17 protein-coding genes are annotated in these 18645 nt (G+C 69.2%); 8 read left to right on the top strand and 9 right to left on the bottom strand.

The annotated features are described in order from the left end of the window. Positions 1-17: 17 nt before the first annotated feature. Positions 18-563, top strand: a complete 546-nt coding sequence (locus MQN93_RS17395) for a GNAT family N-acetyltransferase (protein ID WP_242710175.1) — start codon at positions 18-20, stop codon at positions 561-563. A gap of 6 nt (positions 564-569) precedes the next feature. On the opposite strand, the gene MQN93_RS17390 is transcribed toward MQN93_RS17395, so the two are convergent. The 7 genes from MQN93_RS17390 to MQN93_RS17360 all read right to left on the bottom strand — a co-directional run bounded on the left by MQN93_RS17390 (position 570) and on the right by MQN93_RS17360 (position 8418). Then, positions 570-2066 carry a TraM recognition domain-containing protein gene (locus tag MQN93_RS17390; RefSeq protein WP_242710157.1) on the bottom strand — a complete coding sequence of 499 codons (1497 nt, stop codon included), beginning with the start codon at positions 2064-2066 and terminating at the stop codon, positions 570-572. Positions 2067-2078: 12 nt separating this feature from the next. Beyond that, positions 2079-3506, bottom strand: coding sequence for an ATP-binding protein (locus tag MQN93_RS17385; RefSeq protein ID WP_016436847.1), 1428 nt, complete (start codon positions 3504-3506; stop codon positions 2079-2081). Between the two features lie 13 nt (positions 3507-3519). Beyond that, the gene (locus MQN93_RS17380) at positions 3520-5079 is read right to left on the bottom strand and encodes an SCO6880 family protein (protein WP_242710156.1); all 1560 of its coding nucleotides are present in this window, start codon (positions 5077-5079) and stop codon (positions 3520-3522) included. Continuing rightward, positions 5076-6416: a hypothetical protein gene (locus tag MQN93_RS17375; RefSeq protein ID WP_242710155.1), complete on the bottom strand. Its 1341-nt coding sequence runs from the start codon at positions 6414-6416 to the stop codon at positions 5076-5078. The genes MQN93_RS17380 and MQN93_RS17375 overlap by 4 nt, the downstream gene beginning before the upstream one ends. Beyond that, a complete protein-coding gene (locus MQN93_RS17370) occupies positions 6406-7203 on the bottom strand; it encodes a DUF8175 domain-containg protein (RefSeq protein WP_242710154.1) in 798 nt (265 codons plus the stop codon). Before MQN93_RS17370 ends, MQN93_RS17375 begins: the two co-directional genes overlap by 11 nt. Positions 7204-7388: 185 nt before the next feature. Then, entirely contained in the window at positions 7389-7697 is a 309-nt protein-coding gene (locus tag MQN93_RS17365) for a DUF8827 family protein (RefSeq protein WP_016436843.1), read from the bottom strand. A gap of 268 nt (positions 7698-7965) precedes the next feature. Then, entirely contained in the window at positions 7966-8418 is a 453-nt protein-coding gene (locus tag MQN93_RS17360) for an SRPBCC family protein (RefSeq protein WP_242710153.1), read from the bottom strand. Positions 8419-8609: 191 nt separating this feature from the next. On the opposite strand from MQN93_RS17360, the gene MQN93_RS17355 reads away from it, so the two are divergent. The 3 genes from MQN93_RS17355 to MQN93_RS17345 all read left to right on the top strand — a co-directional run bounded on the left by MQN93_RS17355 (position 8610) and on the right by MQN93_RS17345 (position 11402). Next, the gene (locus MQN93_RS17355; protein WP_242710152.1) at positions 8610-9395 is read left to right on the top strand and encodes a trypsin-like serine peptidase; all 786 of its coding nucleotides are present in this window, start codon (positions 8610-8612) and stop codon (positions 9393-9395) included. 129 nt (positions 9396-9524) lie between these two features. Beyond that, positions 9525-10532, top strand: a complete 1008-nt coding sequence (locus tag MQN93_RS17350; protein WP_278190819.1) for a C40 family peptidase — start codon at positions 9525-9527, stop codon at positions 10530-10532. A gap of 168 nt (positions 10533-10700) precedes the next feature. Next, on the top strand, positions 10701-11402 hold the full coding sequence (locus MQN93_RS17345; protein ID WP_242710151.1) for a phosphatase PAP2 family protein: 702 nt from the start codon (positions 10701-10703) through the stop codon (positions 11400-11402). Between the two features lie 89 nt (positions 11403-11491). Here the strand turns inward: MQN93_RS17345 and MQN93_RS17340 are convergent, their stop codons facing one another. Next, on the bottom strand, positions 11492-13057 hold the full coding sequence (locus tag MQN93_RS17340; RefSeq protein WP_242710150.1) for an FAD-binding oxidoreductase: 1566 nt from the start codon (positions 13055-13057) through the stop codon (positions 11492-11494). Between the two features lie 319 nt (positions 13058-13376). Here MQN93_RS17340 and pstS point away from each other — a divergent pair, with 319 nt between their 5' ends. The 4 genes from pstS to pstB all read left to right on the top strand — a co-directional run bounded on the left by pstS (position 13377) and on the right by pstB (position 17529). Then, positions 13377-14501 (top strand): phosphate ABC transporter substrate-binding protein PstS, encoded by a 1125-nt coding sequence (gene pstS / locus MQN93_RS17335; protein WP_242710149.1) that lies wholly within the window; start codon positions 13377-13379, stop codon positions 14499-14501. A gap of 140 nt (positions 14502-14641) precedes the next feature. Then, on the top strand, positions 14642-15649 hold the full coding sequence (gene pstC, locus MQN93_RS17330; RefSeq protein WP_016436836.1) for a phosphate ABC transporter permease subunit PstC: 1008 nt from the start codon (positions 14642-14644) through the stop codon (positions 15647-15649). Then, entirely contained in the window at positions 15646-16710 is a 1065-nt protein-coding gene (pstA, locus tag MQN93_RS17325; protein ID WP_242710148.1) for a phosphate ABC transporter permease PstA, read from the top strand. Before pstC ends, pstA begins: the two co-directional genes overlap by 4 nt. A gap of 42 nt (positions 16711-16752) precedes the next feature. Then, the gene (gene pstB, locus MQN93_RS17320) at positions 16753-17529 is read left to right on the top strand and encodes a phosphate ABC transporter ATP-binding protein PstB (protein ID WP_016436834.1); all 777 of its coding nucleotides are present in this window, start codon (positions 16753-16755) and stop codon (positions 17527-17529) included. A 114-nt stretch (positions 17530-17643) separates the two neighbouring features. On the opposite strand, the gene MQN93_RS17315 is transcribed toward pstB, so the two are convergent. Continuing rightward, positions 17644-18642, bottom strand: a complete 999-nt coding sequence (locus MQN93_RS17315) for an inorganic phosphate transporter (protein ID WP_016436833.1) — start codon at positions 18640-18642, stop codon at positions 17644-17646. Between the last annotated feature and the right edge of the window lie 3 nt (positions 18643-18645).

Raw genomic sequence — 18645 nt, 5'->3', positions numbered from 1 at the left:
CGGCTACCGTGGCTCGTATGACCTACAAGATCCGTCCCGTACGTGCCGACGAATGGCCGGCCGCGAAGGCGCTGCGGCTCGTCGCGTTGCAGGATCCGATTGCGCATCTCGCCTATCTGGAGACGTACGAGGAGGCGCTGCGGCACCCGGAGTCGTTCTGGCAGGAGCGTACGGCCGGTGGTGCCGAAGGGGCCCTGGGAGCGCAGCAGTTCATTGCCGAAGGGCCGGACGGGGAGTGGGGCGCGACCCTCACCGTGCTGATGGAGGAGCCCGGGACGACGGACTGGGCGGGCTATCCGATCGAGCGGAAGCAGGGGCATATCGTCGGGGTGTTCGTGCAGCCGGAGTTGCGAGGGATCGGGCTGACCGAGGTGCTCTTCGACGCCGGACTGGAGTGGGCGTGGGCGCGTGGGGCCGAGCGGGTTCGGCTCATCGTGCATGAGGACAACGGCCGGGCCCAGGCCTTCTACCGCAGGGCGGGGTTCGTGCCCACCGGGCGGATCGTGCCGCTGTCCGACAAGCTCGACGAGAAGGAGCTGGAGTTCGTCCTGGATCGCGACTGAGCGGTGTCAGACCGGGAGTTCGTCGTGCGGCCAGCGTGAGCGGCCCTGTTCTCGGGAGCGGAGCAGGGCCAGGGTCGGCAGGCCCCGCTCCGCTCCGGTGGCCAGCAGCTCCGGGAGCTGGGGAAGCGGAGCCACTGCTGCGACATCGTCGAGGACGAGGGTCAATGGTGGGTCGAGGCGACCGGAGGATGACCGTTCGGCCATGTGCCGGCCGCGCTCGACCACGCTTGCGACGAGAGCCGTCAGGAGGGGCATGGCGCCCGGGTTCGTCCTGGGGTCCTCGATGGATTCCCCCACCACATAAAGCGTGCCCCCTTCGTGGACGAAGGAATCCAAGGCGAGGGCATCGGTTCGGTTTGGAGTGCACGCCTCGCGGATGTTGACCGTGAAGAGAGCGGAGAGGGCTCTGCTGGTCAACTCCTGGGCCATGTCGCGGCGTTCGGGATGGGCGGTGAGGGCCGCCTCGAGTTCGCCGGCGCAGCCGGGAGCGGCCTTGGGGCTCGTACGGAGAATGCGGACCGCGTCCTGGATCTGGGCGCCCTGGGCCCAGCGGTGGACGTGGCGGGTGGTGCGGCCGTCGACCGCGGCGGCGTGCAGGTAACAGCGCAGGAGCGTTTCGGCTGTCGCGGCCAGCGCCTGGTCGAGCTTGGCCGTGGGACGGATGGGGGCCAGCAGCGCGGCGGCTCTGGCTGTCGCGGTCTGTTTGTCCTCGCAGCCGGCGGTGGGGGCCCAGTGCAGTCGGGCCGGGGTGTCGCAGAGGTGGGCAGGGTCGTAGAGGAGGACCGGGCCCAGTTTGGCGCGGGCGTCCTTCGTGTCCGACCAGACGGCCGGGTTCGAGGTGATGACGAGGGCCGGGCCCTCGGCGTCCCGTACGGCCTGGGTGGCGGTTGCCTGGCGGCTGTCCCTCGGGCCGACGACGATCTTCTCCTGGCCGCCCGCGAGCGGCTCGCTGGTGAAGAGGGGCGTGGTCGGTGCCGGTTCCTGGTCAATAACCGTCGTGGGCGGTTCCGGTGGTGCCGTTCTCGGTGTCGGTACCTCGTGCTGGGTCGGCAGCGGTTCGGGTGCGGGCTGCGGCTCCTGCGCGAGCGAGGGCGAGGGCGCGGGCTTCTCGAACGACGTGGGTGCCGTGCGTCGCTTCAGGCGGACCGCGCGCCAGCGCGCGAGCGTTCCCATCACGAAGACCGTCAGGACGACCAGCACCATCAGCTGGCCGATGAACAGCCCCCAGAACAGGCCGTATCCGGAAAGCTGTGTCTTCGGTGTGGCGGGCCAGGCGCCGGGGATGTCGTGCGGTTCGCCGATGAGGTGGCGCATCGCGACGGGCGTACGGGCGAAGGTGACGTGGTCCGGCCAGCTGCCCTGCGCGAACCAGCCGGCGAGGCCCGTGGCCGACCACACCAGCAGGGTCATGCCGAGCAGGAAGGCGAGTATGCCGATCAGCAGGCCGTCCGGGATGCCGCCCTGGCCGTCCCGGCCTTCCCGTCTCCGGTCGTCCGGTCTCACCACTGCCTCCCCCTACGCCACCGTCGACTCGGACGGGCCTTCGAAGTCGCTCAGCTGCTGTTCCACGAAGGCGGCCGCGCGCTCCTCGGCCTCCAGTTCGGCGGCGCGCAGGGCGTCGTCGTTCAGGTCGCGCTCGGCGGACGACTCCGTCATCGCGCGGTCGGTGAAGACCAGGGGGCGTTCCGTCTCCGTGATCAGGTGTTTGACGACCTGGACGTTGCCGTTGACGTCCCACACGGCGATGCCCGGGGTGAGCGTGGGGATGATCTCCACGGCCCATCGGGGCAGGCCCAGGACGCGGCCCGTGGCCCGGGCCTCGTCGGCTTTCTGGGCGTAGATCGTCCGGGTCGACGCCATCTTCAGGATCGCGGCCGCTTCCTTGGCGGCGGCTCCGTCGACGACGTCGGACAGGTGGTGGACGACCGCGACGAAGGACAGGCCGAGGCGTCGGCCGAACTTCAGCAGCCGCTGGAACAGCTGGGCCACGAACGGGCTGTTGATGATGTGCCAGGCCTCCTCGACCAGGAAGATGCGCTTCTTCCGGTCGGGGCGGATCCAGGTGTGTTCCAGCCATACGCCGACGATCGCCATGAGGATCGGCATGGCGATGGAGTTGCGGTCGATGTGGGACAGGTCGAACACGATGAGGGGCGCGTCGAGGTCGATGCCGACGGTCGTGGGGCCGTCGAACATGCCGCGCAGGTCACCGTCGACCAGGCGGTCGAGGACCAGTGCCACGTCCAGGCCCCAGGCCCGTACGTCGTCTATGGCGACGTTCATCGCCTCGGCGGACTCCGGCTCGGGGTGCCGTAGCTGCTCGACGATATCGGTGAGGACCGGCTGGCGTTCGACGATGGTCTCGTTGACGTAGGCGTGCGCGACCTTGAGCGCGAAGCCGGAGCGTTCGTCGAGGCCGTGGCCCATCGCGACCTCGATGATGGTGCGCAGCAGCGCTAGCTGGCCGGTCGTCGTGATCGCCGGGTCGAGGGGGTTGAGGCGGATGCCGTGGTCGAGGGCGGCCGTCGGGTCGAGCCGGATGGGAGTTATCCCCAGCTCTTCCGCGATGAGGTTCCACTCGCCGACGCCGTCCTCGCCCTGGGCGTCCAGGACGACGACCTGGCGGTCGCGGAAGCGGAGCTGGCGCAGGACGTAGGTCTTCTCCAGGGCCGACTTGCCGTTGCCGGACTCGCCGAGGACCAGCCAGTGCGGGGCGGGCAGTTGCTGGCCGTAGAGCTGGAAGGGGTCGTAGATGTAGCCCTTTCCGGAGTAGACCTCGCGGCCGATGATGACGCCCGAGTCGCCGAGGCCGGGGGCCGCGGTGGGCAGATAGACGGCCTGGGCCTGGCCCGTGGAGGTGCGTACCGGCAGGCGGGTCGTCTCGACCTTCCCGAAGAGGAAGGACGTGAAGGCGTCGGTGAGGACGGACAGCGGATCCCGCATCAGAGCTCAGCCCCTACCTTCGGATGCCGGTGGCGAACGGAAGCGTGTTCACGAAGGCGCGATGGTGCTCCCGGTCGCACCACTCCAGCTTCAGGTACGACTTTCCGGCCGACGCCCGGATGGTCCGCTTGTCGCGGGCCAGGGCCTCGGGGGAGCGGGAGGAGACGGTGATGTAGCCGACGAGGTTCACGCCCGCCGCGCCGCTGGCGAGGTCCTCGCCGCGCTGGTCGAGGCGGTTGTGGGCGGCCACGTCACGGGGGTCCACGGTGCGGTTCATCTTGGCGGCGCGGGAGGCCTCCGCCTCGTCGTTGGTCTTTTCGGTCAGCATGCGTTCGATGGCTACCTCGGTGGGCTCGAGATCCATCGTCACGGCGACCGTTCGGATGACGTCCGGGGTGTGGACCAGCAGCGGCGCCAGGAAGTTGACGCCCACCGGGGTCATCGGCCACTCCTTCACCCAGGCCGTGGCGTGGCACCAGGGCGCGCGGGTGGCGGACTCACGGGTCTTGGCCTGGAGGTAGGTCGGCTCCATGGCGTCCAGCTCGGCCGGCCAGGCGTTGCGCTTGGTCATCGCCTGGATGTGGTCGATCGGGTGGTCGGGGTCGTACATGGAGTGGATGAGCGAGGCGAGCCGGCCCTGGCCGAGGGGCTGGCGGACCCGGATGTCGGCCTCCTGCAGGCGCGAGCAGATGTCGGTGAGCTCGCGGGCCATGACGACGGCGAGGCCGGCGTCCCGGTCCACCTTGCGGCCGTTCTGCGGGCGGGCGGCGCGCGCCATGGCGTGCGCCTCGGAGGCGAGCTCGCGGGTGAAGTGCATGCAGGCGACGAGATAGGCGCGGTGCTGCTCGCTGCTCGTCGACACCATGGACTGCAGTTGGTCGTACGAGCCCTGCAGCCATCCCGGTGCCTTGTCGTCGCCGCGGACGGCGACGTCCTTGGCGTGGGCGTCCGGGTCGGCGGGGAGGGTGCGGGCGAGCATCTGCAGGCGGGTGACGAAGCCGTCGCCGTTGGCGACGTGCTTGAGCAGGGTGCCGAAGCGGTCGACGAGGGCTTCCTGGTCCTCGGAGTCGCGCAGGCCGACGCCGGGTCCCTCGATCTCGATGGCGGCGGTGACGGTCCTGCGGTCGGCGTGCAGCAGTACGGCGATCTCGTCGGGCCCGAAGGGGGCGGCCAGCCAGGTGATGCGGCCGATGCCGGGCGGGGGGCCGATCTCGATCTCGCGGCCGTCCAGGCGGGTGCCGGCCTCCATGACGCCGGAGCGGTACAAGGTGCCCTGCTTCAGGGTGCGCTTGTAACTGCGGTTGATCTCGAACCACTTGTAGAACGTGCGGTGCTTGTACGGCACGTAGACCGCTGCCAGCGCGAGCAGCGGGAAGCCCATCAGCAGCACGATGCGCAGGGAGAGGACGGGGACCAGGAGGCCGCACATCATGCCGAGGAACGCGCCCGCGATGATCAGGACGATCTCGCCGGACTCGCGGTTGCGGCCGACGATCGCGTTCGGCCGGGCGCGGCCGATGAGATATGTACGGCGGGGCGTGACCGGATGGGACAGGTGGGACTCGGTCGTCAACGCCCTTCACCTCCCGTGCGGTTGCTACTGCTGTTGCGGTTGTCGCCGGCGTGCGGGGTGCTGGCCGGGCTCGGCGAACGGGGTGCGGGTGCGGCGGAGGGGACGGCTCCGCCACCACCACCGTTCGAGGTGCGGGTGGAGTGGGCGGCCACGCCGCCGCTGACCGGGTTGGCCGGGCGGGCGCTGCCGCCGGAGGACGACTGGCCGCCGCCTCCGTTGTCGTTGGCGCGGGCGCTGTGGGTCTTGATGCCCTGCGCGACCATGGTGGCCGGGGAGCTGATGACCGCGGCGGCCTTGCTCTCGGCGCCCTGCATGATGCGGTTGTTGCGGCCGGAGGCGATCTCGTCGCCGAAGCCGGGCACGAAGCGGTAGATCATCGCGCTGGCGAAGATGGCGAGCAGGATGATCGCGAGGCCGGAGACGACGGCGGAGAAGGAGTCCGGGCCGCCGTCGGTGGACAGGGCGCCCGCGAGGCCGAGCACGATCACGATGACCGGCTTCACCAGGATCACGGCGATCATGATGCCCGCCCAGCGGCGGACGTGGCCCCACAGGTTCTTGTCGACCAGGCCGGCGTAGACCACGGTGCCGAGGAGGGCGCCGACGTACAGCAGGGCGGCGCGGATGACGAGCTCCAGCCACAGGACGCCGGCGGCGAGGATGCTGACCAGGGAGACGACGATCAGCATGATGGGGCCGCCGCCGATGTCGTTGCCCTTGTCGAGGGCGCCGGAGAACGTGCCGAAGAAGGTGTCCGTCTGGTCGCCGGTGGTCTTGGCGAGGACGTCGGTGATGCCGTCGGTCGCCGATACGACGGTGTAGAGGATCAGCGGGGTGAAGGCGGACGCCAGGACCGTCAGCCACAGGAAGCCGATCGCCTCCGAGACGGCCGTGGTGAGGGGGACGCCCCGCACGGCACGCTTGGCCACGGCGAGCAGCCACAGCAGGAGGGTGAGGACCGTGGACGCGGCGAAGACGACCGCGTACTGCTGCAGGAACTTGGTGTTCGTGAAGTCGACGTTCGCCGTCTCCTTCACCGCGTCGCTGAGCTTGTCGACGGTCCAGGAGGCGGCGTCGGCACAGCCCTTGGCGAGGGAGGAGAGCGGGTCGAGGGTGGAGGTGGGGTCGAGGGAGGGGGAGCCGCCGGAGGAGCCGCCTCCGGTGTCGCCTTCGCAGACCTGCCGGGCCTGGCCGGACAGCAGACCGCAGTTGTCGTCGGACTTCGTGGGGGTCGGCGAGGGGTCGGCCGCGGCGCGGGTGGCCAGCAGGACGGCGGCGGTCTGTACGGTGGCGACCGCGGCGGTGAGCTTGAGCGCGAGGCGCCGGCTACCGGGCATAAGTGAAGCCTCCGTACTCCTCGACGGCCTTTGCCATGTCGTCAGCGCCGGAGGCCTTGTCGTCGCCGGGGACTGGCGCAGGGCCTTCCTTCTGGGTCTGGGTCACGATCTTCCAGTCACCGTTGGTCCACTCGAGCTGCATCGTGGTGGTGAACCAGCTGTTGGTCACGGGGTTCGTGGAGTTCTCCCCGGCGACTCCGAGGAGGCCGCTGCACCACACCTCCACGGTCGCGCGGCTGTCGGTGGCCTCGGTGACCTTGGTGCCGATCGGGCTCGTACGGGAGACGAACGTCGATCCGGAGGGGGCCGAGCCGTCCTCGTTCAGGCCGACGTTCTTGTTGAACTGCGGGGTGTAGGCCTTGTCGAGGCTCGACACGAAGTCCGCGACGTGCGAGGGGGCGACGACGGTCTGCAGGATGGCGTCGCGCCTGACCTTGTTGAACATGTCGGGCGAGCCCAGTGCCACCGCGTAGTTCGCCGCCGCGCTCTGCGCCCCCTGCTGGTTGTGCGCGAATCCGGTCGGGATCCCCGCCGCCTTCGTCTTCACCGGGGTCTTCCCGGAGGGCGCCGTCGCGGAGGTCTTCGGGTCGTTGCCGGAGGAGGAGGAAGAGGAATCGTCTCCTCCACGGTTCGCGAAGGCGATCGCTGCGATCAGCAGGACGACCACGCCGACCACGGTGACCAGGCTCCGGGAGGAGGTGCGGCCGCCGCGCCGCGCGCCTCCGTACACGTCCGTGCCGCTGTCGGGCAGCCTTGTCCGGGTCTGCCCCTCGTCTCCGAGACTCATACCGCGTACGCCCTCTCCACCTCGTAGACATACGACGGTAGCCGTGCTGGTTCGCGCGCGTGCGCGGTGTGGTGACTCGACATCAGGGAAATGCAACCTCAGCCGGTGGGCGCGACGGGCGGGTGGGGTGGAGGGGGGCCGGGCGTGCCCGGAGCGGACTGGAGGACGCCTGCCGCGAACGGACGCTAGACGGCCATGCCGTACACGATGGTGAACAGCGTGCCCAGGGAGCCGATGATGAAGACGCCGGTGAGGCCGGCGATGATGAGGCCTTTGCCCTGTTCCGCGCTGAAGGTGTCGCGCAGTGCCGTCGCGCCGATGCGCTGCTTGGCGGCGCCCCAGACGGCAAGGCCGAGGCAGAGCAGGATGGCGACCGCCATCACGACCTCGATCATCACCTTGGCCTCGTTGCCCAGGCTGCCGAAGGGGCCCCAGTCCGGAGCGATCCCGCCGATGATGGTGTTGATGTCTCCCTTGTCGGCCGCAAAGAGCATGTAAGTCACCGCCCCTGGTGGGTAGTTCCGCAGTTCCTCTGCGGGCGTGCAGAGGTCAGGCTCATTCTCGCCGACAATGCTGCCGTCGTATGTCGACTTGGCGTCATTGCTTGGCGGGTTTCGTACGAATAGCACTTAGGTCACTCTGTGTATCACGGCAGGTTACGCCGGGCAATGAGGCCTGGGTGCGGAACCTGCCGTATGAAGAGTATCCCCGCAGTGCGAGCGGGCCACGACTGGTCGTCGTGGCCCGCTCGGTGACGGAGAGTCAGCCCGTGAGGGCCTCCAGCCGGCGCTTCAGGTTCCGGTAGCTGACCGGGGCTCCCTTCGCCGCCTGGCGTCGTACCAGTGGCAGGAGCGGGACGCCGATGCCGTGCGGGTCGAAGTCCAGGGCGAAGGTGACGCGGGAGGCGGTGCCGCCGGCGAGCGGCTCGACGGTGATGTCCATGGAGGGCCGCAGGGGGCCGTCCAGGCCGCGTGCGGACCAACTGCCCGGCGGCCGGCACTCGGTGACCTCCTGCGTGAAGGTGCGCTCCGACGGGCCGATCCTGCGGGTCGTGGTGAAGCGGTCGCCCTTGCCGGTCGAGGCGGGGCCGCCGTCCTCGGCCCGGACCCGCACCACGTCTCCCTGCCATTCGGCGAAGCGGGCCGGATCGGTGACGTAGGCGAAGACCTCGTCGGGGGGACGGGCGATGTCGATGGTGGAGACGAGGGGTGCCATGACACGTGCTCCTTGCTCGGGGACTGCTGCTCTACGTCTGTGACGGTCGGCGCGGGGTGTCTGTGACGGGGCCCGCACGGGTCAGGGGGAGGGGCTGTGGGTGGTGTGGTCGCAGGGGAGGCGGGGAGCGGGGGGCGACAGTACGGTGGAAGTGGTTCCCGGGGGCCCGGAGGGACGGAGGGCAGTGAGTGGTGGCCGCCTCACGCGTCGGCAGCCGGTTCAGCGGCCCCGTGTACGCCGTGGTCGTGCTCCTGGTGTCGGCCGTCACCTCGTCCTCGCTCGCGGCCGCCGACGACGGGCCGGGCCCCTTCGGGGTCACCGTGGTCGCGGCGGCGGGGATGCAGAACGCGAGAGTCGGGGCGCTCTTCGACGCCGACCGCGGGTCCGCGCTCGCCGGGGGGCACTTCTGCACCGCCTCCGTGGTCCACAGCCCGCACCGGGACCTCGTCGTCAGCGCGGCCCACTGCCTGGACGGGGACGGCGACTACGTGTTCGTGCCCGGGTACCGCAACGGGCGTGCGCCGTACGGGACATGGGAGATACGGCGGACGTTCCTGGCCGACGGCTGGTCCAAGGGGCAGGACTCCACGGGGCAGGACGAGGACAGTGACGTCGGGTTCGCCGTCGTCGGCGACCAGGGCGGCAAGGGTGTCGAGGACGTCGTCGGCGCGAACCGCTTCGTGACCGGCATGGCGACCGGGGCCACCGCCGTCACCGTCACCGGGTACCCCGACTCCCGCGAGGCCCCCGTCAGCTGCACCAACAAGCCGACCCCGCACAGCCGCACCCAGCAGCGCATCGCGTGCCCCGGCCTCTCCGGAGGGACCAGCGGCAGCCCCTGGGTCAACGGGGACCGGGAGGTCGTCGGCATCCTGGGCGGGTACGAACAGGGCGGGAACACCGACGACGTCTCCTACAGCGTGGTGCTCGGGTCGGAGGCGGCCGGGCTGTACCGACAAGCCGCCGCGGACCGGTAGGAGACCGTGGCCGGAATGCTGCCGGCGCGCACTGCTGACGGACTGTCACCTTCCGTGTGATCACCCCGGAACGCGGCAGCCGCCCCTACACTGACGTGGGCGAACGGACTCCCGGGCAGCGAGGGGCGGTTGACTGTGCGTAAGGCATGGGTCCTGACGACCGTGGCCGTCGGCTCGGCGCTGTCCTTCGTGATGCTGCTGGTCGTCGGGGTGTACATCGTCGCCGGGAACCTCGTCAACGGCGTGGGCGGCGCGACCAAGTCGCTGGCCAAGGGGTCGGTGCCCGCGGCGTACTCGGCCGTCGTGCAGAAGTGGGGCAACCTCTGCCCGGCCATCAACCCCGCGCTGCTCGCCGCCCAGCTCTACCAGGAGAGCGGGTTCAACCCCAACGCGAAGAGCGCGGCGGCCGCGGAGGGGATAGCGCAGTTCATCCCGGGCACCTGGGCCACGCACGGCATCGACGGCAACGGCGACGGCGTCAAGAACGTCTGGGACCCGCAGGACGCGATCCCGTCCGCCGCGTCGTACGACTGCCAGCTCGCCTCGTACGTGAAGGACGTACCCGGGAATCTGACCGAAAACATGCTCGCCTCGTACAACGCGGGGTCGTACGCGGTGATCAAGTACGGGGGCGTGCCGCCGTACAAGGAGACCCAGAACTACGTCAAGACGATCACGACGCTCGAGAAGAGCTTCGCCGCGCCCGTCACCAGGGTCGATCCCTCCAAGCAGGCCGCGGGCGCCATCGACTACGCGCAGAAGAAGCTCGGCACCCCCTATCTGTGGGGCGGCGACGGCACGGCCCAGGACAACGGGCGCTTCGACTGCTCGGGGCTGACCAAGGCGGCGTACGAGAGCGTGGGGATCACGCTGCCGCGGGTCGCCAACGACCAGTACAACGCGGGACCGCACCCGAGGCGGAACGAACTGCTCCCCGGGGACCTGGTGTTCTTCTCCAAGGACCCCACCGACTCCCGGGCCATCCACCACGTGGGGATCTACGTCGGCGGCGGATACATGATCGACGCGCCGCGGACCGGTGCCGTGATCCGGTTCGACCCGATCGACACCGGTGAGTACTTCGGTGCCACGAGGGTCACCGAAGATGGCGCGAAAGCGTTGCCCACGACGGTGTGAGCTGAGCGTGAACCCACCCCCTGAGCTGCAAGGATGAGTCTCTCTTCGATAACGTCTGAGTGATCATTCGATGGAGTGTGGAACGTAGTAAGCGGGACCGTGCGTTCCTGTTCCACGGAGGCGTGTGTGAGCGCGCCCGACAGCAGACGACGAAGGGGCCGCAGCACCATGGCTGGACTCGCCGCATCCGGGTCGAACCCCGACGTCGACCTGCTCTACGACATCAACGGCCTGGCCAAGGACTCGCCGCACTGGTTCGACCGGGTCATGGAGTTCGTCGGGGAGTACGGGCTGCTGGTCGCCATGGTGCTGCTCGTGGTGTGGTGCTGGTGGTCCCTGCGGCGCCGGGGCGGCGCGGACGTCGCCTCGTCCATGGCCGCCGTGGTGTGGGCGCCGCTGGCTGCCGCGCTCGCGGTCCTGGTGAACGTGCCGATAAGGGGGTTCGTCGAACGTCCTCGGCCGTTCCGTGCTCATCAGGGGCTCGAGGTCCTGGTGTCCGGCAAGAACGACTACTCGTTCGTGAGTGATCACGCGACGATCACCATGGCTCTGGGGGTCGGCTTGTTCGTCGCCAATCGGAAGCTGGGGCTCGTCGGGATCGGGCTGGCGCTGTTGGAAGGGTTCTGCCGGGTTTACATGGGGGTGCACTACCCGACCGATGTGGTGGGTGGGTTTGCGCTGGGTACGGCGGTGGCGTTGTTGTTGTCGCCGGTCGCCATGGCGCTGCTGACGCCCCTGCTGAGTGCGGTGGGGCGGTCGTCCCTTGGTGGGTGGTTGTTGCGGTCTCGGTCGGGGGCGGCGTTGGATGCGGTGATTCCTGGGGCGCGGTCTGAGGCGTCCGGGGCTGCGGAGCGGGATCTCGCCGCCTGAGCAGGGTGGGTGGGGTTGTTTGGCGGCTGCGGGATTGTTGTGGCTTGTCGCGCAGTTCCCCGCGCCCCCAAAAGAGCTGCAGTGGGCCCCTATAGAGCCTGCGGGTAGGTGAAGAAGCCCGTGGGGTCGTACTGCTTCTTCACCGTTGTCAGGCGGGTGGACGCGTCCCCGTAGTACGCCGTGCGCCAGTTCTTCAGCGTCGGGTCCGTGTAGTTCTGGTAGGCCGCGCCGGAGGCGTACGGCTTCATCGCGTCGTGGGCTGAGGTGAGCCAGGACTGGGCTGTGGTGCCTGAGGTGGTGGGGCGCCAGGAGGCGATGTACTGGGCCAGCATGCGGGAGCGGCGGTGGACGAAGGCCGTGGCCGTGGGGGAGACGCGGTTGATCGCGCCGCCGAGGGCGGTCAGCGCGATGCTGCCGGAGCCGCCCCGCACCGAGCTCATCTGCTTCAGCAGGGTCTGGATGCCGGTGGCGGAGATCGAGCGGTCGAAGAAGTCGGAGCGGGCCGCGTAGGTCTCGCGTTGCAGTGCGCCCTGCGCGGAGCGGCCCGGGGTGGTGCCGGGGAGGTGGCACTGCGCCTGGGAGGAGAAGGAGGAGCAGCCGGCGTAGATCTCCATGGCCTCCTCGTAGCCGCGGCGGCGCAGCGAGACGCTGGTGGCGTTCGCGCCGACCTTGTCGGCGAGGCGGTCCACGGCGTTCTTCAGCTCGCCGTAGGTGCCGATGGAGAAGCAGGCGACGGAGATGGTCGGGGTGCCGCCGGCGGCGTTCGCCAGGTGCAGGGAGGACCAGATCTCGTCCGGCTGGGTCGGGCCCCATTCCTGCCAGGCCCTGATCACCGCGGCCGCCCTCGACCAGGGCCAGGTGAGATAGCCCGTCACCGCCTGCGGGGCCGGGTGGGTCTTGAAGTGCAGCTCGGTCACGACGCCGAAGTTGCCGTTGCCCGCGCCGCGCAGGGCCCAGAACAGGTCCTTGTTCTCGGTCGAGTTGGCGACGACCTGCTTGCCGTCCGCCGTGATCAGCGTGGCCTGGGTGAGGCTGTCGCAGGTCAGGCCGTAGGCCCGGGAGACCACGCCGTGGCCGCCGCCCAGGACGAGGCCGGAGACGCCGACGGTGGGGCAGGAGCCCGCGGGTATGGTCACGCCCTTCGCGGCGAGCCCCCGGTAGACGTCGATCAGCTTGGCGCCGGCGCCGACGACGGCCTGGCCGCCGCTCACCCGTATCTGCTTCAGCTTCGAGACGTCGACGATCAGCTTGCCGTTGCCGGAGGACCAGCCCGCGTAGGAGTGGCCGCCGTTGCGTATCGCGACCTGGAGGTGGTGGGCGCGGGCGTACGCCAGGGTCGTACGGATGTCGTCGGCGTGGGCGACGTAGGCGACGGCCGCCGGCTTCAGGTTGTCGAAACGGGTGTTGTAGAGCTGGTGGGCCGCGGCCCAGTTCGCCTCGCCCGGGCGTACGAGGCTGCCGTCGAGGTCGTGTGCGAGAGCGGTCCAGTTCGCGGGGGCGGCCACGGCTCCGGTGGACCGGATCGACGTGCCGGTGGACGATGAGGAGGACGCCGGACTGCTCGCGTCCGCGTCGGCGGATCGGCCCTCGCACGCGGTCGTGGTGACCGCGGCGATGACGGCCGCGCCGCCGCCCATGAACGTACGCCGATGCATGCTGTGCCTCCCGATAGCTCTCGGGGAACGAGACGGCTCGCCGGCCCCACGGGTTCCAGGGGGAGGTGTCACGCCTGTGTCAGCGTGAACCGGAATCCGAGTGTGCTCTCCTCGTGAGCGTTCCGTGACCTAACCACAAAGTCTGCAGGGGTTCACCTTGCGTTCATTTGTGGCCATCGGCGGCTTCACCTGTTCTGCCTAATTTCGGCCTTACGCGATGCGGGTCGCCCTACGACGGAGGCAGCCCTGACTCGCGATGGTATTTCGACTTCGCACGCCGCCGATTCAGGACGGCGGCTCCTGGAAGGAACTCTTTCAAGTGAAGCTTCAGCGCATGAATCGGCGGGCCATCGCCCTCGGTGCCATCGCCGCGTCGAGCGCCCTGGTCCTCACGGCGTGCGGCTCGGACGACACCAGCGACGGCGGCGACAGCAGCGCGTCCGCCACGGGCGCCGCCAGCTCGATCAAGTGCGACGACGCCAAGGGCCAGCTGCTGTCCGACGGCTCGTCCGCGCAGAAGAACGCGATCGACGCGTGGGTCGCGCAGTTCTCCAAGCAGTGCGGTGTGCAGATCAACTACAAGGCCGGCGGTTCCGGTGCGGGAGTCACCTCCTTCACCCAGGGTCAGCTGGCCTTCGCCGGCTCCGACTCGGCGCTGAAGCCCGAAGAGGTCACCGCGTCCAAGAAGGTCTGCAGCGGCGGCCAGGGCATCGACCTGCCGATGGTCGGTGGCCCGATCGCGGTCGGCTACAACCTCTCCGGCGTGGACAACCTGGTCCTGGACGCCAAGACCCTTGCGCAGATCTTCGACAGCAAGATCACCAAGTGGAACGACCCGGCGATCCAGAAGCTGAACCCCGACGCGAAGCTTCCCGACCTCAAGATCCAGGCGTTCCACCGCTCGGACGAGTCCGGCACCACGGACAACTTCACCAAGTACCTCAAGGCCACCGACCCGGCCGACTGGAAGTACTCGGGCGGCAAGGCCTGGCAGGCCAAGGGCGGCCAGTCCGCCGCGCAGTCCTCGGGCGTGGCCGCCCAGGTCAAGCAGACCAACGGCGCCATCGGCTACTTCGAGCTCTCCTACGTCGCCGACGGCATGAAGGCCGTCAGCATCAACACGGGCGCCAGCGCGCCGGTGGCCCCGAGCAGCGACGCCGCCTCCAAGGCGATCGCCGACGCCAAGATCGTGGGCACGGGCAAGGACCTGTCCCTGGAGCTGAACTACGCCACCAAGGCCGACGGCGCCTACCCGATCACCCTGGTCACCTACGAGATCGCCTGCGACAAGGGCAACAAGGCCGACACCCTCCCCGCGACCAAGGCGTTCCTGCGCTACATCGCCTCCGAGGACGGCCAGGGCATGCTCACCGATCTGAAGTACGCCCCGATGCCCGCCGACATCATCGCCAAGGTCCGCACCACCATCGAGGGCCTGAGCTGACTTGAGTGTGCGGTCCGGTCCCGGGATCTCGACGCCGGGACCGGACCGCACCGTCCGGTGCACCGCCGCCATGAGCCGTATGCCGCGTACGGCTTCGCAGAGCCGCGCCGCGCGCACGGCTCCGCAGACCGGAGAACCCGATGGAATCCTCAACGCAGATAGCCGACACCCCACCTCCCGCACCCCAGCCCTCCGCCACCGAACAGAAGCGCGCCGCGCGAGGTGCCACCCGGCCCGGTGACCGGATCTTCCTCGGTCTCTCCCGCGGATCGGGCATCCTGCTGCTGGTGATCATGGCCGCCATCGCGGTCTTCCTCACCTATCGCGCGTACCTCGCGATCAGCGAGGACCACACCAACTTCCTGACCACCTTCGAGTGGAACACCAACATCCACCCGGCGTCCTTCGGCATCGCGGTACTGGCCTACGGCACGGTGATCTCCTCGATCATCGCCATGGTCATCGCGGTCCCGATCGCGGTGGCCATCGCGCTGTTCCTCACGCACTACGCCCCGCGCCGTCTGGCCGGCCCCATCGCGTACGTGATCGACCTGCTCGCCGCCGTGCCGTCCATCGTCTACGGCCTGTGGGGCGCGCTGATCCTCGTACCGCACATGAACGGCCTCTTCGGCTGGCTGAACGACTACTTCTCCTGGACCGGCCTGTTCTCCTGGGAAGAGGGCGCCCCGCGCTCGATGCTCACCGTCGGCATCCTGCTCGCGATCATGATCCTGCCGGTCATCACCAACGTGAGCCGCGAGGTCTTCCGCCAGGCTCCGCAGATGATCGAGGAGGCGGCCCTGGCCCTCGGCGCCACGCGCTGGGAGGTCATCCGGATGGCCGTCCTGCCCTTCGGCCGCTCCGGCGTGATCTCCGCCTCGATGCTGGGCCTCGGCCGTGCGCTCGGCGAGACCATGGCCGTCGCGACCGTGCTCTCCCCGGACTTCCTGATCCACGCCAGCCTGCTCAACCCGGGCGGTGGCACCTTCGCCCAGAACATCGCCAGCAAGTTCGGCGAGGCGGACGAGTTCGGCCGTGACGCGCTGATCGCCTCCGGTCTGGTCCTGTTCGTCATCACCCTGCTGGTCAACGGCGCCGCCCGCATGATCATCGCGCGCCGCAAGGAGTACTCGGGGGCCAACGCATGAGCCACTCAGCAGCCGTCACCGAACAGCGCCCCAGCTCTCTGCGCGGCGCCGTCCTGCCGAAGTGGTCGCCGTGGGCGATCGCCGCCGGTTCCGTAGCCGTCGCCGTCGGCATCGGCCTGGCCGCCGGTCTCGACAGCAGGATCCAGTGGGGCCTGATCGCCGCACTGCTCTTCCTGGTCAGCACCTACGTCATCGCCGCGACCGTCGAGGGCAGCCGGCAGGCCAAGGACCGTATCGCGACCGGACTGGTCTGGACGGCCTTCCTGATCGCCGTCGTACCGCTGGTCTCCCTGATCTGGACGACCGTCGCACGCGGTGTGAAGGTCCTCGACGTCTACTTCCTGACCCACTCGATGGGCATCGTCGCCGACTCCCAGCCGGGCGGTGGCATCTACCACGCCATCATCGGCAGCCTCGAACAGGTCGGACTCGCCACGATCATCGCCGCGCCGATCGGTGTGCTCACGGCGATCTACCTCGTCGAGTACGGCCGCGGCGGCCTCGCCCGCTCGGTCACCTTCTTCGTCGACGTCATGACGGGCATCCCGTCGATCGTCGCGGGTCTGTTCATCCTGTCGCTGATGCTGATCTTCGACATGGAGCCGTTCGGGTTCGCGGGCTCGCTGGCCCTGGCCATCCTGATGATGCCGATCGTGGTCCGCTCCACCGAGGAGATGCTCAAGCTCGTCTCCAACGAGCTGCGCGAGGCGTCCCTCGCGCTCGGCGTCCCGAAGTGGCGCACCATCCTCAAGGTGGTCCTGCCGACGTCGATCGGCGGCATCACGACCGGCATCATGCTGGCCGTCGCCCGTATCGCGGGCGAGACCGCTCCGGTGCTGCTGCTCGTGTTCGGCAACCGGTTCATCAACAACAACCCGTTCGACGGCGCGCAGCAGTCGCTGCCGCTGTACATCTACCAGCAGTACGCGAACAGCGCTGGTGCGAACGCGGCGTACGACCGGGCGTGGGCGGCCTCGCTCACCCTGATCGCCTTCGTGATGATCCTGAACCTGGTGGCCCGGGCGATCGCCCGCTGGAAGGCCCCGAAGACCGGTCGCTGACGCGGCCAACGGCGACCGAAGAAATCTGGAAGTGACGTAATCATGGCCAAGCGAATCGACGTCAGCGGACTGACCGCCTACTACGGCTCCCACAAGGCGATCGAGGACATCTCGATGACCGTGGAGCCCCGCACGGTGACGGCCTTCATCGGCCCCTCCGGCTGCGGCAAGTCGACGTTCCTGCGCACGCTCAACCGTATGCACGAGGTCACCCCCGGCGGCCGCGTCGAGGGCAAGGTGCTCCTGGACGACGAGGACCTGTACGGCGCCGGGATCGACCCGGTGTCGGTGCGCCGCGAGATCGGCATGGTGTTCCAGCGCCCGAACCCGTTCCCCACCATGTCGATCTTCGACAACGTGGCGGCCGGGCTGCGCCTGAACGGCAGCTACAAGAAGAGCGAGCTCGCCGACATCGTGGAGAAGTCCCTCAAGGGCGCGAACCTGTGGAACGAGGTCAAGGACCGGCTGAACAAGCCCGGCTCCGGGCTGTCCGGCGGTCAGCAGCAGCGGCTGTGCATCGCCCGCGCGATCGCGGTCGAGCCGAAGGTGCTGCTCATGGACGAGCCCTGCTCCGCCCTCGACCCGATCTCCACCCTCGCCATCGAGGACCTGATCGGTGAGCTGAAGGAGCGCTTCACGATCGTCATCGTGACGCACAACATGCAGCAGGCCGCGCGTGTCTCGGACCGTACGGCGTTCTTCAACCTGGCGGCCGTCGGCCAGCCCGGCAAGCTGATCGAGATCGACGACACGGAGCGCATCTTCTCCAACCCGTCGGTCCAGGCGACGGAGGACTACATCTCCGGTCGCTTCGGCTAGAACAGGCCGGTACGAACCCCTCGCGGTGCTGCATGGCGGTGCCACCGCGGGGACGATAGGGGCCCGCCCCTGGCTCCCGGGGGCGGGCCCGTCGTCGTTCTCAGGGTTCCTGCGCTACAGGAACAGCAGGTTCACGATTCCGTACGAGGCCGCCGCGACCAGGGCCGCCGCCGGCATGGTGATGAACCAGCCCAGGACGATGTTCTTGGCGACGCCCCAGCGGACCGCGTTGACGCGCTTGGTGGCGCCGACGCCCATGATGGCGGAGGTGATGACGTGGGTCGTGGAGATCGGGGCCTTGAAGATGAAGGCCGTGGTGAACATGATCGCCGCGCCGGTCGTCTCCGCGGCGAAGCCCTGCGGCGGGTCCAGCTCGATGATCTTGCGGCCCAGGGTGCGCATGATGCGCCAGCCACCGGCGTACGTGCCCAGGGAGAGCATGATCGCGCAGACGAGCTTGACCCAGACCGGGATCGGGTCGCCGTAGGTCTCGTGGCCGGAGATCACCAGGGCCATCACCACGACGCCCATCGTCTTCTGGGCGTCCTGCAGACCGTGACCGAGCGCCATGCCCGCGGCCGAGACCGTCTGGGCGATCCGGAAGCCGCGCTTGGCCTTGTGCGGGTTGGACCGGCGGAAGAGCCACATGATCGCCGTCATGACCAGATAACCGACGAGCAGGCCGACGACCGGCGAGATGAACATCGGGACGACGACCTTGTCGATCACCCCGTGCCAGATGACGTCCGTGCCGCCCGCGAGCGCCGCGCCCACCATGCCGCCGAACAGGGCGTGGGAGGACGAGGAGGGCAGGCCGAAGTACCAGGTGACCAGGTTCCAGACGATGGCGCCGACCAGGGCCGCGAAGAGGATGCCCATCCCCTTGGACCCCTGCGGTGTCTCGATCAGGCCCTCGCTGACGGTCTTGGCGACCCCGGAGCCGAGGAAGGCACCCGCGAGGTTCATCACGGCGGCCATCGCGAGCGCGGCCCGCGGGGTCAGTGCCCGGGTCGAGACGGATGTCGCGATCGCGTTCGCGGAGTCGTGGAAGCCGTTGGTGTAGGTGAAGAAGAGCGCGACCGCGACGGTCACGATCAGGGCGAAGGTGTCCATCGA

Origin of the sequence: Streptomyces spinosisporus (assembly GCF_022698145.1) — a bacterium.
Lineage (GTDB): Bacteria > Actinomycetota > Actinomycetes > Streptomycetales > Streptomycetaceae > Streptomyces > Streptomyces spinosisporus.
Note: the sequence above shows the minus strand (reverse complement) of the source record. Positions and strands in the feature narration are given on the sequence as shown.

What these genes read in the sequence shown, in the direction of transcription:
- MQN93_RS17395 (WP_242710175.1), top strand. Translation starts at nt 18, where the DNA reads ATGACCTACAAGATCCGTCCCGTACGTGCCGACGAATGGCCGGCCGCG.
- MQN93_RS17385 (WP_016436847.1), bottom strand. Translation starts at nt 3,506, where the DNA reads ATGCGGGATCCGCTGTCCGTCCTCACCGACGCCTTCACGTCCTTCCTC.
- MQN93_RS17375 (WP_242710155.1), bottom strand. Translation starts at nt 6,416, where the DNA reads ATGCCCGGTAGCCGGCGCCTCGCGCTCAAGCTCACCGCCGCGGTCGCC.
- MQN93_RS17370 (WP_242710154.1), bottom strand. Translation starts at nt 7,203, where the DNA reads ATGAGTCTCGGAGACGAGGGGCAGACCCGGACAAGGCTGCCCGACAGC.
- MQN93_RS17365 (WP_016436843.1), bottom strand. Translation starts at nt 7,697, where the DNA reads ATGCTCTTTGCGGCCGACAAGGGAGACATCAACACCATCATCGGCGGG.
- MQN93_RS17360 (WP_242710153.1), bottom strand. Translation starts at nt 8,418, where the DNA reads ATGGCACCCCTCGTCTCCACCATCGACATCGCCCGTCCCCCCGACGAG.
- MQN93_RS17345 (WP_242710151.1), top strand. Translation starts at nt 10,701, where the DNA reads ATGGCTGGACTCGCCGCATCCGGGTCGAACCCCGACGTCGACCTGCTC.
- MQN93_RS17340 (WP_242710150.1), bottom strand. Translation starts at nt 13,057, where the DNA reads ATGCATCGGCGTACGTTCATGGGCGGCGGCGCGGCCGTCATCGCCGCG.
- pstC (WP_016436836.1), top strand. Translation starts at nt 14,642, where the DNA reads ATGGAATCCTCAACGCAGATAGCCGACACCCCACCTCCCGCACCCCAG.
- pstA (WP_242710148.1), top strand. Translation starts at nt 15,646, where the DNA reads ATGAGCCACTCAGCAGCCGTCACCGAACAGCGCCCCAGCTCTCTGCGC.
- pstB (WP_016436834.1), top strand. Translation starts at nt 16,753, where the DNA reads ATGGCCAAGCGAATCGACGTCAGCGGACTGACCGCCTACTACGGCTCC.
- MQN93_RS17315 (WP_016436833.1), bottom strand. Translation starts at nt 18,642, where the DNA reads ATGGACACCTTCGCCCTGATCGTGACCGTCGCGGTCGCGCTCTTCTTC.